General features: G+C 29.6%; 15 protein-coding genes. 14 read left to right on the top strand and 1 reads right to left on the bottom strand.

Annotated elements, in window-relative coordinates:
* The first annotated feature begins 36 nt into the window (after positions 1-36).
* From OLM55_RS12745 to OLM55_RS12720, 6 genes are all read left to right on the top strand, one after another.
* Positions 37-990 carry an acetyl-CoA carboxylase carboxyltransferase subunit alpha gene (locus OLM55_RS12745; protein WP_264559273.1) on the top strand — a complete coding sequence of 318 codons (954 nt, stop codon included), beginning with the start codon at positions 37-39 and terminating at the stop codon, positions 988-990.
* 152 nt (positions 991-1142) lie between these two features.
* On the top strand, positions 1143-2690 hold the full coding sequence (dnaB, locus tag OLM55_RS12740; RefSeq protein WP_264559272.1) for a replicative DNA helicase: 1548 nt from the start codon (positions 1143-1145) through the stop codon (positions 2688-2690).
* 157 nt (positions 2691-2847) lie between these two features.
* Complete coding sequence (locus OLM55_RS12735) at positions 2848-3162, top strand: hypothetical protein (protein ID WP_264559271.1); 315 nt, start codon at positions 2848-2850, stop codon at positions 3160-3162.
* A gap of 2 nt (positions 3163-3164) precedes the next feature.
* Entirely contained in the window at positions 3165-3824 is a 660-nt protein-coding gene (locus OLM55_RS12730; RefSeq protein WP_264559270.1) for a hypothetical protein, read from the top strand.
* A 138-nt stretch (positions 3825-3962) separates the two neighbouring features.
* Positions 3963-4751 (top strand): sensor histidine kinase, encoded by a 789-nt coding sequence (locus OLM55_RS12725; protein WP_264559269.1) that lies wholly within the window; start codon positions 3963-3965, stop codon positions 4749-4751.
* Positions 4752-4753: 2 nt separating this feature from the next.
* Positions 4754-5431 (top strand): response regulator transcription factor, encoded by a 678-nt coding sequence (locus OLM55_RS12720; protein WP_264559268.1) that lies wholly within the window; start codon positions 4754-4756, stop codon positions 5429-5431.
* A 2-nt stretch (positions 5432-5433) separates the two neighbouring features.
* On the opposite strand, the gene OLM55_RS12715 is transcribed toward OLM55_RS12720, so the two are convergent.
* Positions 5434-5562, bottom strand: a complete 129-nt coding sequence (locus OLM55_RS12715) for a hypothetical protein (protein ID WP_264559267.1) — start codon at positions 5560-5562, stop codon at positions 5434-5436.
* Positions 5563-5719: 157 nt separating this feature from the next.
* On the opposite strand from OLM55_RS12715, the gene OLM55_RS12710 reads away from it, so the two are divergent.
* The 8 genes from OLM55_RS12710 (at position 5720) to OLM55_RS12675 (ending at position 17260) form a co-directional block, all read left to right on the top strand.
* Positions 5720-6991 carry an asparagine synthetase B gene (locus OLM55_RS12710; protein WP_264559266.1) on the top strand — a complete coding sequence of 424 codons (1272 nt, stop codon included), beginning with the start codon at positions 5720-5722 and terminating at the stop codon, positions 6989-6991.
* Positions 6992-8695, top strand: coding sequence for a sensor histidine kinase (locus tag OLM55_RS12705; RefSeq protein ID WP_264559265.1), 1704 nt, complete (start codon positions 6992-6994; stop codon positions 8693-8695). It abuts the gene before it with no gap.
* On the top strand, positions 8688-9338 hold the full coding sequence (locus OLM55_RS12700) for a LytR/AlgR family response regulator transcription factor (protein WP_264559264.1): 651 nt from the start codon (positions 8688-8690) through the stop codon (positions 9336-9338). Before OLM55_RS12705 ends, OLM55_RS12700 begins: the two co-directional genes overlap by 8 nt.
* Before the next feature lie 97 nt (positions 9339-9435).
* Complete coding sequence (locus OLM55_RS12695; RefSeq protein ID WP_264559263.1) at positions 9436-9924, top strand: T9SS type A sorting domain-containing protein; 489 nt, start codon at positions 9436-9438, stop codon at positions 9922-9924.
* A gap of 12 nt (positions 9925-9936) precedes the next feature.
* The gene (locus OLM55_RS12690) at positions 9937-10704 is read left to right on the top strand and encodes a hypothetical protein (protein WP_264559262.1); all 768 of its coding nucleotides are present in this window, start codon (positions 9937-9939) and stop codon (positions 10702-10704) included.
* Between the two features lie 197 nt (positions 10705-10901).
* A complete protein-coding gene (locus OLM55_RS12685) occupies positions 10902-13328 on the top strand; it encodes a LamG-like jellyroll fold domain-containing protein (protein WP_264559261.1) in 2427 nt (808 codons plus the stop codon).
* Between the two features lie 345 nt (positions 13329-13673).
* The gene (locus OLM55_RS12680) at positions 13674-16118 is read left to right on the top strand and encodes a LamG-like jellyroll fold domain-containing protein (RefSeq protein WP_264559260.1); all 2445 of its coding nucleotides are present in this window, start codon (positions 13674-13676) and stop codon (positions 16116-16118) included.
* Between the two features lie 230 nt (positions 16119-16348).
* Positions 16349-17260, top strand: coding sequence for a glutaminase (locus OLM55_RS12675; RefSeq protein WP_264560635.1), 912 nt, complete (start codon positions 16349-16351; stop codon positions 17258-17260).
* Positions 17261-17292 lie beyond the last annotated feature (32 nt).

Below are 17292 nucleotides of genomic sequence, written 5' to 3'. Positions count from 1 at the left end.
TGTCTTTACAAACGAAACTAAAAACAAACATTTCCTATGGAATATTTAGATTTTGAACTTCCTATTAAAGAGTTAGAAGATCAATTAGACAAATGTCAAATAATTGGTGAAGAATCTGATGTTGATGTTACTGCAACATGTAAACAAATAGAAAAAAAATTAAAAGAGACTAAGAAAAATATATATAAGAATCTTACTGCTTGGCAACGTGTACAATTGTCTAGACATCCTGACAGACCTTATACTTTAGATCATATTAACGCACTTTGTAAAGGTACTTTTTTAGAACTTTTTGGAGATAGAGGAGTTAAAGATGACAAAGCAATGGTTGGAGGTTTAGGTAAAATAAACGGACAATCTTATATGTTAATAGGTCAACAAAAAGGTTATAATACTAAAACAAGACAGTATCGAAATTTTGGTATGGCTAACCCAGAAGGTTATAGAAAAGCCCTTCGTTTAATGAGAATGGCTGAAAAGTTTGGTATTCCAGTTGTTACTTTAATTGATACTCCTGGAGCTTATCCAGGTTTAGAAGCTGAAGAAAGAGGTCAAGGAGAAGCAATTGCTCGAAATATTTTTGAGATGTTTCGTCTTCAAGTGCCAATAATTACTGTAATTGTTGGAGAAGGTGCTTCGGGTGGAGCACTAGGAATTGGTGTTGGAGATAAAGTTTTTATGTTAGAAAACACTTGGTATTCTGTTATTTCTCCAGAATCTTGTTCGTCAATTTTATGGAGAAGCTGGGAATTTAAAGAACAAGCAGCTGAAGCATTGAAATTGACTGCAATTGACATGAAAAAGCAAAATTTAATTGATGATATTATTCCTGAACCATTAGGAGGAGCTCATCATGATAGAGAAACTACATTTAAAACTGTTGAAGAATATATTACTAAAGCTTTTAACGAATTAAATAAATTATCAACAAAAGAATTAATAGCTAAAAGAATGGACAAATACAGTAATATGGGTGAGTTCAAAGAATAAGCTTGTATTTACACAAATAAAAGTCCGAAGCCTTACCGTTTCGGATTTTTTTTTGGTTATTAACAAAATAATTGAAGTTATCAACAGTTTTTTAACATATGAGTACTTACAATTTTACTCTTTTTTTTATTTAAAATAATTACCTTAGCAGAATGGAAAACATCAAAAACTTTAGTGCTTTTAAAGCAGATAAAGCGACTTTAATAAACCTTGAAAAAGGAAAGTTACCACCACAAGCAATAGACCTTGAGGAGGCTGTTTTAGGTGCAATGATGATTGATAAAAAAGGGGTAGATGAAGTAATTGATATTTTACAACCAGATGCATTTTATAAAGAAGCGCATAAACATATTTTTGAGGCCATTGTTACACTTTTCAACGATACGCAACCTATTGACTTATTAACGGTTTCAGCCCAATTAAAAAAAGAGGCTAAGCTAGATTTAGCTGGTGGAGATTTCTATCTTATTCAGTTAACGCAAAAAATATCATCTTCAGCACATATTGAATTTCACTCAAGAATTATTCTTCAAAAATTCATTCAAAGAAGTTTAATTAAAATTTCTAATGAAATTATTGAAGAGTCTTACGATGAAACTACAGATGTATTTGATTTGCTTGATAAAGCTGAATCAAAATTATATGAAGTAACACAAGGTAATATTAAACGTAGTTCTGAAACAGCTCAAAGTTTAGTAATTCAGGCTAAAAAGCGTATTGAAGAAATTGCAGGTAAAGAAGGTCTAAGTGGAATTCCAACAGGTTTTCATGATTTAGATAAACTAACTTCAGGTTGGCAACCGTCTGATTTAATTATTGTAGCTGCTCGTCCTGGTATGGGTAAAACAGCATTTACACTTTCTATGGCTAGAAATATGGCTATCGATTACGGAGCGCCTGTTGCATTTTTCTCTTTAGAGATGTCTTCAGTTCAGCTAATTACGCGTTTAATTTCTTCTGAAACAGGTTTGTCTTCTGAAAAATTGAGAACGGGTAAATTAGAAAAACATGAATGGGAGCAACTTTCAATAAAAGTAAAAGACTTAGAAAAAGCACCTTTATTTATTGATGATACACCTTCTTTATCAATTTTCGATTTACGTGCAAAAGCAAGACGTTTAGCTTCTCAACACGGTATAAAACTTATTGTTGTTGATTATTTGCAATTAATGACGGCTGGTGGAAACAGTAAAGGTGGCGGAAATCGTGAGCAAGAAATTTCTACTATTTCTCGAAACTTAAAAGCATTAGCAAAAGAATTAGAAATTCCAGTTATAGCACTTTCACAACTTTCTCGTGCTGTAGAAACTCGTGGATCTAGTAAGAGACCATTGTTGTCTGATCTTCGTGAATCTGGAGCGATTGAGCAAGATGCCGATATTGTATCGTTTATATACCGTCCAGAATACTATAAAATTGATGAATGGGATGATGATGAACAGTCTCCAACTCAAGGTCAGGCTGAATTTATTGTTGCAAAGCATCGTAATGGTGGTTTAGATAATATTCGATTAAAATTCGTAGGAAATCTTGGTAAGTTTGATAACCTTGATACTTTTGGTAATACATTTGATGATTTACCTTCTAAAATGAACTTAGATGATTCAAACCCATTTATAACGCCAAATTTACCTTCTCCTAATGAAGCTTTTGGAAGTAATATGAATGATTTTGATGATGATTCTGATGTTCCGTTTTAAAATAATTTAAATTTGATACGATTAAAAAACCGCATTTTTTTTTACTAAAAATTAACCCCGTATTTATACCTGTTTTTTGCAATTAATTTTTTGGTTTAAGTTTTAAAGTATATTTTTATGTAAAATTTATACTTTTAACTAAACAAACTATTTTAAAATGGCAAAAAACACTATTACATTACAACAAGCTCAAGAATGGGCTGCTGCTTGGAGATCAAATCCTAATAATACAGTAAAAGCATTTTTAATTCCAAATGTAGATCTTACTCAACTTTTAGCCGAGGAAGGAGTTCAAGATGTTAGAGCTTATGTAGGAATTGATGGAAATAATGAACAGAAGCTTATGTTGGTTGGTGTAGATGATAATGGAAACGATTTAATTAATGAAGCAAAAGGGCAATTTATTTACGATTTTACACAACCTTGTCCTGAAAAATGTGATATTAATAGTCCACTTTTTAATTTAAAATAACATTGTTCATTCTAGCATCATTTTTTAAATATTTTTCAGGTTTCGCAGGTTTAATTTTAGCTGTGAATATGTTAATGTTCTTCCTTTTTTTATTTAAAAAAGGAAGAGTATTTAAAATTTATGCAATTTATTTATTTGTTGTTTTAATTGGAGAAATTATTTCTAAAGTCATGATTTATAATGGCTTTGAAAACATAGTAATGTCTCACTATTATTTTATTTTCCAATTTTTGTTACTGAGTTTGTTTTATTTAGAGTTAATAAATGTAAATATTCAACGAAAAATAATACAAATTTCATTACTAATAATTCCTGTTTTTTTAGGAATACATTATTATTTACATCCAGAATTAATTTATAAATTTAATATAATTGAAGTTTTTATAACTTCATTCACTTTAATAATATATGCAACTTTTCATTTTTACAATATGTTAAGTTCAGATAAAAAATTTTATTTTATTAATTCAGGAATTTTGGTTTATTTATTAGGTAGTACAATTATTTTTCTTTCAGGAAATGTTTTAATTGTTAAAGATAATCCACTTAATCATTTCTTAAACGTAGTTCATATAAATATTACATTGTATCTTTTTTATTTATTGATGATTTTTATTGAAGGTTACAAAACTATTAAAGGTACAGCAAATAATACAATATGATATTTTTAGATATTTCCATATTAGATTTGTATAAAATTGTAATTTTTACTACTGTTTTTTCTATTGTTGTTGCTTTACTAATTATTTGGAACTTTAATTTTGTTAGAAAAAAATTGAACAAGTAAATTTATATTACAAATGGATAATCCTAATGAAATTTTAGAAATAAACAGACTAATTGTTAGTTTAGTACTTTCTTTTTTAATGGCAAGTATAATATTTATTGTTTTCTTTTATTTCTCCAGAAAGAAAATTATTAAACAGAAACTTGCTAAAAAAGATTTAGAAATAACTCATCAAAACGAAATGTTAAGAGCTGTAGTTTTTACTCAAGAAGAAGAACGAAAACGAATTGCTCAAGATTTGCATGATGATATTAGTTCAAAATTAAATGTTGTTTCTTTAAACAGTCATTTATTAACTACACCCAATTTGTCTTTTGAAGAGCAACAAGAAATTGTTGGAAATATCGTTCAACTAACAAGCAAAGCACTAGAAAACTCAAGAAGAATTGCACATGATTTATTACCTCCTGTTTTAGAAAAATTTGGTTTAAACTCTGGTATTCAAGAACTAGTTGCCGATTACAATAGTACTAAGGTTGCTAAAGTTAATTATGAGAATTTAGTTTCATTTGAGAATTTAGATTTTAACTCTCAATTGCATATCTTTAGAATTTTACAAGAATTACTAAATAATTCAATTAAACACGGTAAACCAACAGAAATTTCTATTAGCTTTAAAAAAGTAAAAACCCAAACTGAAATGATTTTTAAAGATAACGGTTTAGGATTTGATATGAAAAATGGTTCTTTTAAAAAAGGATTAGGTTTAAGAAATATAGAAAGTAGAGTTGATTTTATTAATGGAAGTATTAAGTGTAATTCTAGTATAGGAAATGGAATTACAGTAATAATTAACTATTAAGAATGACAGATAAAATAAAAATTATATTATCAGACGACGAAGAATTATTTAGAAAAGGTATTTTGTTTCTTTTACAAAGAGAGCCTAACTTTGAAATAATTTTTGAAGCTTCAAACGGTGAAGATCTAATTGAGTATTTAAATACTAGTAATAATTACCCAGATATTATTTTAATGGATTTAAAAATGCCATTACTAAATGGCGTTGAGGCTACTAAAATAATTCATAAAAAATTTCCAAATATTAAAACAATCGCATTAACAAGCTATAATACACAATCATTTATTGCTAATATGATTAATGTTGGAGCTTCGTCATATTTAGTTAAAAATGCTTCTCCTAAAGAAATGATTTTTACAATTAATGAGGTTTTTGATAAGGGCTTTTATTATAATGAAAATGTAATGAAGGTTATCCATCAAGATATAATTTCTTCTTCACAAAATACCAAAAGTAATTTAGATGAAGATTTTCTTACCAATAGAGAAAAAGAAGTTTTATCTTTAATTTGTAATCAGTTGAGTACTGCAGAGATTGCTGAAAAATTATTTATTAGTCCTAGAACTGTTGATGGACATAGAAATAACTTACTAATTAAGACCGAATCTAAAAATATGGCTGGATTAGTAGTTTTTGCAATTCAAAATAAAATTATTCAAATTAACGAAGATAGTATATAGAGTTATGATTTCCATAACTCTATAATCAGCAATAAGTATAAAACTATTGTTGATATTAAGAGAACTAAACCTATTTTTCTAACTACTTTCATGTCTTTTGACTCAAATAATTTGTTATAAATAGTATTCATAATTATTTATTTATATATACTTCAAATGTATTTTATAAAATCTGTTGTTTTATGCGTAGATTTTCTCAATTTTAAAAACAGGTATTTATACGGGTATAGTTAAACTCTTTTGAATATTCTTCTTAAAAGACTTATCTTCGATTTTAATAATTAGAATATGAAAGCAATTATATATACAATATTATTAACTGTGTTTTTTCAAACATCTGTTTTTGCTTCCTTTGTTTTGCTCCCTATGGAAGCAGATGGGCAACAGAATCACTTAAAAGCTTATGGGATTACCTATTGGGCTTTAGAAAAACAATACAAAGTAAGTTGGTTGTTAAATTATCGAGGCGGTTCTTTTCTTTTACCAGATACGGATGAAGTTAGAAAAGAATGTCAAATACGTGGAGTTACATTTGAAATATTTTCAGATAGTAAAATGAATGTAATTTTGGAAGAAATAAGCAGTCCTTCTCAAAATATGGAAACGGTCGTTTTAGAAAAAGCTCCCAAAATTGCGGTTTATACACCAAAAGGAAAGCAACCTTGGGATGATGCCGTTACCATGGTTCTTACTTATGCTGAAATTCCGTATACCGAAATTTATGACGAAGAAGTTTTATCAGATCAATTAATTTTATACGATTGGTTGCATTTACATCATGAAGATTTTACAGGTCAATATGGTAAATTTTTTGGAGCTTATAGAAATGCTCCATGGTATATTGAGCAAAAAAAAGATGCTGAAAATTTAGCTAAGAAGCTTGGTTATAATAAAGTTTCAGAAGAAAAACTTGCGGTTGCTTCAAAAATTAGAGATTACGTTATTGGTGGCGGATTTATGTTTGCTATGTGTTCTGCAACTGATAGTTTTGATATAGCTTTATCAGCAGAAGGAATTGACATTTGTGAACCAATGTTTGATGGCGATGATAGTGATGCAAACTATCAATCACTTATAGATTATAGAAATTCATTTGCTTTTAAAGATTTTAATTTGGAAAGAAATCCAATGGTTTATGAATTTTCTGATATTGATACTACAAATGATAGACAGAAAGGAATTATTAAAATGGAACAAGATTATTTTTCGTTGATGGATTTTTCTGCAAAATGGGACCCAATTCCTACCATGCTATGCCAAAACCACACGCAATTGGTAAAAGGATTTATGGGACAAACTACTGCCTTTGCTGCTGATAAAATAAAATCGAATGTTTTATTATTAGGTGAGAATAAAATAAACGGTGAAGCACGTTATATTCACGGAACCAAAGGAAAAGGAATGTTTACTTTTTATGGTGGTCACGATCCAGAAGATTATCAACATAGAGTAGGTGATGCTCCAACTGTTTTAGATTTACACCCAAACTCTCCAGGATATCGATTAATTTTGAATAATGTATTATTTCCTGCAGCTAGGAAAAAGAAATTGAAAACTTAAATGAAATCATATATACTTTTTTTTCTAGTTATATTCCAATGGTCGGTTGCCCAAAACGATTCTATTTTTAATATTGGCAAAAAACTAATTAATGAAAATAAACTTGAAGAGGCTATTACTTATTTTAATAAAAATCTAAAAACAACAAAAAATCAAGAGCAAAAAACTTATATTCTTTTAGGATTAGCCGATGCTTATAAACTTAAATTAAATTATAACTTATCTAATAACTATTATTTAAAGGCTTATTCAATAATTAAAACGCTGAATAATAAACAACTATATTTTTTATATCATGTTAAAATGGCAGAGTTTTATAGAAAAAGAACTTTGTTTAAGGAAGCAGTTAAAGAACTTAATAGTGCAGATAAATTACTGAATTTTAATAAAATTAGTGATAGAGATGTAGCTCAATTTTATAGTCGAAAAGCAGCTTTGTTTTCAGAATACTTCAGAATACCAGATTCAACTCTTTCTTATGCTAATAAAGCGCTTAAATTTTCTAAGAAAGCAAAATATAAAGACGGAGTTTTTTCTGCAACACTTGAAATATCGGGAGTTCTTGAAGAACTTAAAGAATATAAAAAAGCAATTAGGTATATTGAATACTTAATAGATTATTCCAACAAAAATAGACTTGTACAACAAAAAGTAGACGCTCAAATTAATTACACTCGGCTGTTAATTAAAGATAATCAATTGGAAAAAGCATTATCTGAATGTTTCATCGCTTTAGAGTTTGCCAAAAAAAACAATATATTTTTTGGTCAAATGATATTTACAGACAATATTAGAAATATTTACAAGGAATTAGGGAACATAGAAAAGGCTTACGAATTCTCTATAATAAGAACAGAATTAACAGAAAAATACTATAAATATGAACACGATAAGTTTTTATTTGAACTAGAAGAAAAATATAAACTTTCTGAAAAAGACAAACAAATAAAAATTAATAACCTAGAAATTAAAAACAAGAATAAAGAATTAATTACAACAAGAGCTAAGTTTTTACTTATTTCAGGTTTATTTGTTTTAGCAATTCTAGGCACACTATTAATTGCTTTTTTTTTAAACAAAACGAAGCAAAATAACAAAAAACTTCAGTTTTTATCTAAGCAAAATGAATTTTTAGTAAGTGAAACTAATCACAGGGTAAATAATAATTTGCAACTTATTTCTTTATTAATCGAAAGTAGGATTAGAAAAAACAAAAGCGAGAGTGAAAAAACTGAATTTACTCGTTTACTATCAAAGGTAGAAGCTATTGCAGCATTACACAGACATTTATATGTAACAAATAATGTAAGTACAATTAATCTTCAGGAATATTTAATGGATATTAAAAACAACTTTGAAGAATTGACTTTAGAAGAAAGTATAAATTTAACAGCAACCATAGAAGAAGTTAAAATAGATTCTGATACTGCTTTATATTTGGGATTATTAATTACCGAACTATACATTAATTCTTTAAAATATGCTTTTAATTCTCTACAAGAAAAAAACATTAGTTTTTCAGTAATTAAAAAAAACAACGTACTTGTTTTTACGTATGTCGATAATGGCGAAAACAGTAAAAATAAAATAATTAAACCTGTTCTTGCTGAACAATTATGTTTGCAACTAGAAGTAGAACCTACTATAAATACAGATAATGGGTTTCATTTTAGTTTTACCAAAAATCATTCACAAAATGCCTAAAATATTAATTGTAGAAGATCAAGTTTTAATAGCAAATCATATTAAAAATATTTTAAACGATAACGGTTTTTTTAATATTGAAATGGCTTTTAAAATTAATCAAGCCGTTGAAAAATTAAACTTATTTGATCCAGATATAGTTTTGTTAGATATTAATGTTGAAGGGAAAGATACAGGCATAAAATGGGCAGAAGAACACGTTAAAAAAGCAAAAATTATTTTCATTACGGGTCAAACTGAGTTAGAAACTTTACAAAAAGCACTTTCTATAAACCCTATTTCCTATTTATCAAAACCGGTAAAAAGTATCGATTTATTAGCAGCAGTTACTTTAGTAACTATTAATTTAAAACCTACTTATGTTGTGGTTAAAGATGGTTATAAAGATATTAAAGTAAAATTTGAAGATATATTTTATATAAAAAGTGATAAAAACTATCTTGACATTCATACATTAAATAAAAAAATTACTATTCGTAATAGTTTAGATGATTTTATGGAAAAATTAGACTTAAAAATGTTCTGCAAAGTACATCGTTCTTACATTGTAAATATTAGCAAAATTACCGAAAAAAAAAACAGTTCAGTTGTTATCAATTCTTTTGAAATTCCCGTCTCTAGAAACCTTAATTTAAACTTGTAGCGTCCATTCGTATACAAAGTTCTGCAGTTCGTACCAATTTTTAAGGTTGTATTACTTGATAATATATTTTTGTTTCACTATCTGTAAAATTATTTTTATGAAAACAAAAAAACTATTATCTTTTTTAACAATTGTCTTCTACTTAGGTATGTCCAATTGTTATTCACAACAATCTCCTACTTCATCTGGAGGAGATCTAATAGGTTCAAACGGATCTGTAGCTTACTCAGTTGGACAAATAGTGTACACTACCAATACAGGTTCAAATGGTTCTGTGAGTCAAGGAGTTCAACAACCTTATGAAATTTCTGAAGTATTAGCTTCTGAAGATTTTTCAGAATTAATAAATGACTTAATTGTTTATCCAAATCCTTCAACTGATGTGTTAACAATAAACATGTCTAATAGTAATGGATTAGAATTAGATTACGCAATTATAGATGTAACAGGTAAAGTTTTAAAATCTAAAAAAAATATTGAAAATGAAACAAGCATTGTTGTTTCAGACCTGCCTTCTGCCATCTATTTTTTACAAATTACAAACAAAAATAAAGAAGTTAAAACTTTTAAAATTATTAAAAAATAAAACAAAATAATTATGAAAAAAATATACACTTTAATTACAATACTTATTGTTTCATTTAGTACTTATGCACAAACTCCAGAAAAAATGAGTTATCAAGCAGTAGTAAGAAATACGTCTAATGCTTTAGTCGTATCAACTGCAGTAGGAATGCAAATATCTATTTTGCAAGGTTCTTCAACAGGACCTGCGGTTTATGTAGAAACACAAACACCAACTACAAATGCTAATGGATTAGTAAGTATTGTAATTGGTAGTGGAACTGTAGTTTCGGGAACATTTAACACTATTAATTGGTCTACTGGGAATTATTTCATTAAAACTGAAGTAGATCCTACAGGAGGGGCAACTTATACTATTACAGGTACAAGTCAATTATTAAGTGTGCCTTACGCTTTGCAAGCAAAAAAGGTTGAAAATGTAACTACTATTTCAGGATCTATTAATGTTTCAGGCCCTGGAGTTTATCAGATAGTTTATGGAAATGGTTACAGAGGTATTGGCACAATGAGCTGTAGTATAGATCAAGTACCAAATGGAATTTGGAATTCAGGAGGAACAGTTGCTTTTAGTCAGAATAGTAATACACAAGATTATCTATTAAACGTGGTGGAATATCAATTATACTCTGGTGGTGCCATAGATGCAGTACTTCGTCCTTTAAATAATAATAATTATGATAATGTCGGGTCAAATATTGACGGTCGCGTTGAAGTAGAAGTGTTTAGTATTTCACAACCTTCAGTTCTAAGATGGTCACTAACTGTTTATCCTGCTAACTAAATATTTTATTTTTTAGTAAAAGACTACCTATTAGGGTAGTCTTTTTTATTTAAATAAGTTAGTTTGGAAATAAGAGAACAATTTAAAAATGTTCGTTTTTCATCATTCGTATATAAAGTTCTGCATTTCGTACCATTTTTTTAAAAGGTCTAGGCCTAAAAGGTATTTTTGTTTAATAATTACAAAAAACATTTTTTATGAAACAAAAACTTTACTTTTTAATGGTGACCCTTTTTATGGCAGTTACTTCTTTTTCGCAAACTTTAGATCAATCATGGGCTCCTGCTTCACCAGGAGGAGGAACTTTTTCGGCTAGTCCTACACAAGATGTAGGGCAGAGTTTTATTGCTGGAGTTACAGGTGATTTAAGTCAAATAAACCTCCGGTTGATTAATAGTACATTATCACCATCAACTACCTTTGTACCTGGTGACTTTCAAGTCAGAATATTTAATGGGAATGGTTATGGAGGGTCAGTATTAAATACAACAGTTGTTAATATTACTAGTGTTTCTACAAGTTATCAAGAACAGATTGTTACATTATCTTCAGTTGTTCCTATAATTCAAGGGAATAGTTATACTATAGATTTTAGAGGTTTAACAGGTACTGTTGGTATTCATGGAGCTGATTCAGGTTATGCAAACGGTGGTTTGTATTTTTCAAACGGTAGCACGGGTTTATATAATAGTTACGATTTATGGTTTAAAACTTTTGTAACGTTATCTACGCCAGCAACGCATTTAAATTTTGATGGTGTTAATGATAGAGTAGAATTATCAAATGAATCTAATTTCGATTTTACTTCTACTTTTTCAATGGAAGCTTGGATTCGAGTAACTTCTTTTACCGTAGATTGGCAAACTGTAATTTCTAAAGGAGAGCAAGGACCAAGAATTCATCGTTATAGCAATACTAATTTTATTGCATTTGGTACAGGTCTTGGAGATGATTTAGCATCAACTGTTTCTGTTAATGATGGAAATTGGCATCACATAGCTGCTACTTGTAATAATGGGTTTAAATCGTTGTATGTAGACGGTGTATTACAAGGTACACAAACTGTAGGGACTCCATTAGTGACAAATAATGATAATGTAAGAATTGGAAGTCAAATAGATTCTTATAGCCCAATAAGAGCATTTCATGGAGATATAGACGAGGTTCGTTTTTGGAACGTTGCTAGAACAGCAGAACAAATCAGCGGTTCAAGAAACTGTGAATTACAAGGTTCAGAAACAGGTTTAGTAGCGTATTATAAATTCAATCAAGGTATAGATGCGTCAGATAACAGTACTATAATTTCATTAACAGATGCTACTGCAAACGCAAATAATGGAACTTTAGTTAATTTTACAAAAACAGGAGCAGTTTCTAACTTTTTAGCTGGTTCACCAATTACAACAGGTTCTATAGTTCCTTCTGTAGCTACAGTTACAACACCAGTAACTTATAATCAAGGAGCAACTGCAACTGCATTAACTGCAACAACAGGTGCAAATGGTACAGGATTAGTATGGTATACGACTGCTACTGGTGGTACAGGCACTACAACAGCTCCAACACCAAGTACTGCAACCGCAGGTTCAACTTCTTACTGGGTTGCTACTACCAATGCAAATGGTTGTGAAAGTGCAAGAACAGAAATTGTGGTTACTGTATTAACACCAGCAACGCATTTAAACTTTGATGGAGTTAATGATTATGTTATTTTATCTACAACACCAAGTAATATACCAAGCGGTAATACAAATTACACTTTAGAAGCAATGATAAACCCATCTCAATTAGGAGATAAAGGGATTATTGGATGGGGAGATTATGGTACTGCGCATAAAGTAAATGCATTACGGTTGAGTGCAGCAGGAATTTTTAATTATTGGTGGGGCAATGATTTATATGTGCCTTATACTTTTAATACTAATACATGGTATCACTTGGCAGCAACGTATAATGGTACAACACGAAGTATTTTTATTAATGGAGTTTTAGTTGGTTCTGATACTCCAACAACAAGTTCACATAATGTAACAAACACAAGTAATGTAACAATTGGAAGAACTTGGAATGCTGAATATTTCAGTGGTTCTATAGACGAAGTTCGAATTTGGAATAGAGCATTACCTTTAGCGGAAATTCAAAATAATATGGATTGCGAATTACCAAGCCCTTCAACTCAAAATGGTTTAGTGGCTTATTATCAATTCAACCAAGGTTTTAATGGTGCAGATAATACAACTCTTACTACAATTACAGATGTTTCTGGAAATGCTAATAATGGAACATTAACCAATTTTGCTAGAACTGGTACAACATCCAACTTTTTAGTTGGTTCACCAATTGTAATAGGAACTAATTGTGCGGTATTAAGTTCATCAAATTTTGAAACTGCTAACAATATTAAAATGTATCCAAATCCAACTAATAATTTTGTAACGGTAGAGATAAATGATTTAACCAATGCAAAATTACAAGTACTAGATATTACAGGTAAAATATTAATGAATCAAGCGTTGAATGCAAATTCTAATAACGTTGATGTACAACATTTACCTTCTGGTATGTATTTGTTTAAAGTATCTTCAAACGAAGGAATTTCAACAGGTAAAATAATCAAAAATTAATTAAGTATCTTTTGAGTCAATTTATAGAAATATTAAAAAAATATCGATTAGAACTTGTTCTAATTATTTTCTATTGTTTGATTATTTATTTAGTTATGTATATCATTTATTTATAATTTTAAAGGCTGTTTTTTTAAACAGCCTTTTTTGTTTAAATAAAGAGGCATTAGTTGTTCCAAATTGGAAACAATAAGTTAAATTTACTTTTGAGATCTATTCAAAAAATCTAGTTGGATTAGTAATATATCCTATTAAAAAAAAATCATTCATTAAAACAGGTAAAAATACTTATATAGACTTCAATGCTCTTACTTATTTTTGTTTCATAATTTTAAACTATTTATAATGAAACAAAAACTTTACTTTTTAATGGTGACCCTTTTTATGGCAGTTACTTCTTTTTCGCAAACTTTAGATCAATCATGGGCTCCTGCTTCACCAGGAGGAGGAACTTTTTCGGCTAGTCCTACACAAGATGTAGGGCAGAGTTTTATTGCTGGAGTTACAGGTGATTTAAGTCAAATAAACCTCCGGTTGATTAATAGTACATTATCGCCATCAACAACCTTTGTACCTGGTGACTTTCAAGTCAGAATATTTAATGGGAATGGTTATGGAGGGTCAGTATTAAATACAACAGTTGTTAATATTACTAGTGTTTCTACAAGTTATCAAGAACAGATTGTTACATTATCTTCAGTTGTTCCTATAATTCAAGGGAATAGTTATACTATAGATTTTAGAGGTTTAACAGGTACTGTTGGTATTCATGGAGCTGATTCAGGTTATGCAAACGGTGGTTTGTATTTTTCAAACGGTAGCACGGGTTTATATAATAGTTACGATTTATGGTTTAAAACTTTTGTAACGTTATCTACGCCAGCAACGCATTTAAATTTTGATGGTGTTAATGATAGAGTAGAATTATCAAATGAATCTAATTTCGATTTTACTTCTACTTTTTCAATGGAAGCTTGGATTCGAGTAACTTCTTTTACCGTAGATTGGCAAACTGTAATTTCTAAAGGAGAGCAAGGACCAAGAATTCATCGTTATAGCAATACTAATTTTATTGCATTTGGTACAGGTCTTGGAGATGATTTAGCATCAACTGTTTCTGTTAATGATGGAAATTGGCATCACATAGCTGCTACTTGTAATAATGGGTTTAAATCGTTGTATGTAGACGGTGTATTACAAGGTACACAAACTGTAGGGACTCCATTAGTGACAAATAATGATAATGTAAGAATTGGAAGTCAAATAGATTCTTATAGCCCAATAAGAGCATTTCATGGAGATATAGACGAGGTTCGTTTTTGGAACGTTGCTAGAACAGCAGAACAAATCAGCGGTTCAAGAAACTGTGAATTACAAGGTTCAGAAACAGGTTTAGTATCGTATTATAAATTCAATCAAGGTATAGATGCGTCAGACAACAGCACTATAATTTCATTAACAGATGCTACTGCTTTCGCAAATAATGGAACTTTAATTAATTTTACAAAAACAGGAGCAGTTTCTAACTTTTTAGCTGGTTCGCCAGTTACAACAGGTTCTATAGTTCCTTCTGTAGCTACAGTTACAACACCAGTAACTTATAATCAAGGAGCAACTGCAACTGCATTAACTGCAACAACAGGTGCAAATGGTACAGGATTAGTATGGTATACGACTGCTACTGGTGGTACAGGCACTACAACAGCTCCAACACCAAGTACTGCAACCGCAGGTTCAACTTCTTACTGGGTTTCTAGTACCAATGCTAACGGTTGTGAAAGTGCTAGAACAGAAATTGTGGTTACTGTATTAATACCAGCAACGCATTTAAACTTTGACGGTGCTAATGATCGTATAAATTGTGGTAATAGCACTTCTGTACAAATTACAGGCTCTAGTATTACTTTAGAAGCATGGGTGAAATTAAGTTCTTTTGCTGGATCGCCTAGTGATGGTAATATTATTAATAAAGAACAAAATTCTCCAGATTATGGGTATATGCTACGTGTAGGAGGTTCAGGGATTGTTAATTTTAATTTAGGTAATGGTAGTTGGAATGAATTAAATACATCTGCCAATTCTGTTCAATTAGGCACTTGGCACCACATTGCAGGAACTTATGATGGAACTAATATGAAGATTTATATAGACGGATCTTTAGTTGCTACACAACCAAGGAGTATTGTAATTAGTAATTCAACAGCTAATTTATTTATTGGGGATTGGCCAAATACTGGTAGAAATATAAATGGATCAATTGACGAAGTTCGTATTTGGAACAGAGCATTACCTATAGCGGAAATTCAAAATAATATGAATTGCGAATTACCAAGCCCTTCAACTCAAAATGGTTTAGTGGCGTATTACCAGTTCAACCAAGGAGTTAATGAAGCAACAAATACAAGTGTGACTAGTTTAACAGATACTTCTGGAAATGCTAATAATGGAACATTAACCAATTTTGCTTTAACCGGTACTACTTCAAACTGGTTAGCTGGTTCACCTATTGTTACTGGAACAAATTGTGCGGTATTAAGTACTTCAAACTTTGAAATTGCTAACAATATTAAAATGTATCCAAACCCAACTAGTAATTTTGTAACGGTTGAGGTAAATAACTTAACAAACGCAAAATTACAAGTACTAGATATTACAGGTAAAACTTTAATGAATCAAGCATTAAATACAAGTTCAAATAACGTTGATGTACAACATTTACCTTCTGGTATGTATTTGTTTAAAGTATCTTCAAACGAAGGAACTTCAACAGGTAAAATAATCAAAAATTAATTAAGTATCTTTTGAGTCAATTTATAGAAATATTAAAAAAATATCGATTAGAACTTGTTCTAATTGTTTTCTATTGTTTTTTTATTTATTTAGTTATGTATATCATTTATTTATAAATTTTTAAAGGCTGTTTATTTAAACAGCCTTTTTTGTTTAAATAAAGAAGCATTAGTTATTCCAAATTGGAAACAATAAGTTAATTTAGCTACTTTGAAATTAAATTATTTATGATGCATTTCCAATCTATTTTAAACGAAGTATATACTGAAGTTCTTGCAATGAATCTTGACGGTAAAGTTTCAGAATCAATACCTGAACTGTCAAAAATTAATCCTTCAAAATTTGGAATCCATTTAACTACATTAGAAGGAGGGAATTTTGGGATAGGCGATAGTAATGAACGATTTTCAATTCAAAGTGTTTCAAAAACCTTAACATTAGCGATGGCGTTTTCTAAACTTGGTGAAAAAGTTTGGGAAAGAGTAGATGTTGAACCTTCAGGAGATCCTTTTAATTCACTTGTTCAATTGGAATATGAAAAAGGAATTCCTAGAAACCCTTTTATTAATGCTGGAGCAATTGTTATTGCAGATATGATAGTTACTTTATATGAAAACCCTAAAGAAGACTTTTTAGATTTCTTAAGAGCAATTTCAGGAAGTGATACAATTAATTACAATCCAAGAGTAGCACAATCTGAAAAAGATACTGGTTTTAGAAACAGAGCTTTAGCTAATTTTTTAAAATCATTTGGAAATATTGAAAATGATGTAGATGAAGTACTCGACTTTTATTTTCATCAATGTTCGGTTGAAATGTCATGTAAAGAACTAGCACAAGCATTTTACTTTTTCGCAAATGCCGGAAAAACTAAAGAAGGAAATCAAATCTTAACTGAAAGTCAAACCAAACGTTTAAATGCAATTATGCAAACGTGTGGTTTTTATGATGAATCGGGTGAGTTTACCTATAAAGTAGGTTTGCCAGGAAAAAGCGGAATTGGCGGTGGAATTGTGGCTTTGTTTCCTAAGGAATTTATAATTGCAACATGGAACCCTAGATTGAATGAAAAAGGAAATTCTGAACTTGGTATGCATGCTCTAGAACTATTTACAACAAAAACAGGAATGTCTATTTTTTAGTAAGTTACATAAAACATACTTTTATAAACATA

Source organism: Flavobacterium sp. N2270 (assembly GCF_025947225.1).
GTDB lineage: Bacteria > Bacteroidota > Bacteroidia > Flavobacteriales > Flavobacteriaceae > Flavobacterium.
Note: the sequence above shows the minus strand (reverse complement) of the source record. Positions and strands in the feature narration are given on the sequence as shown.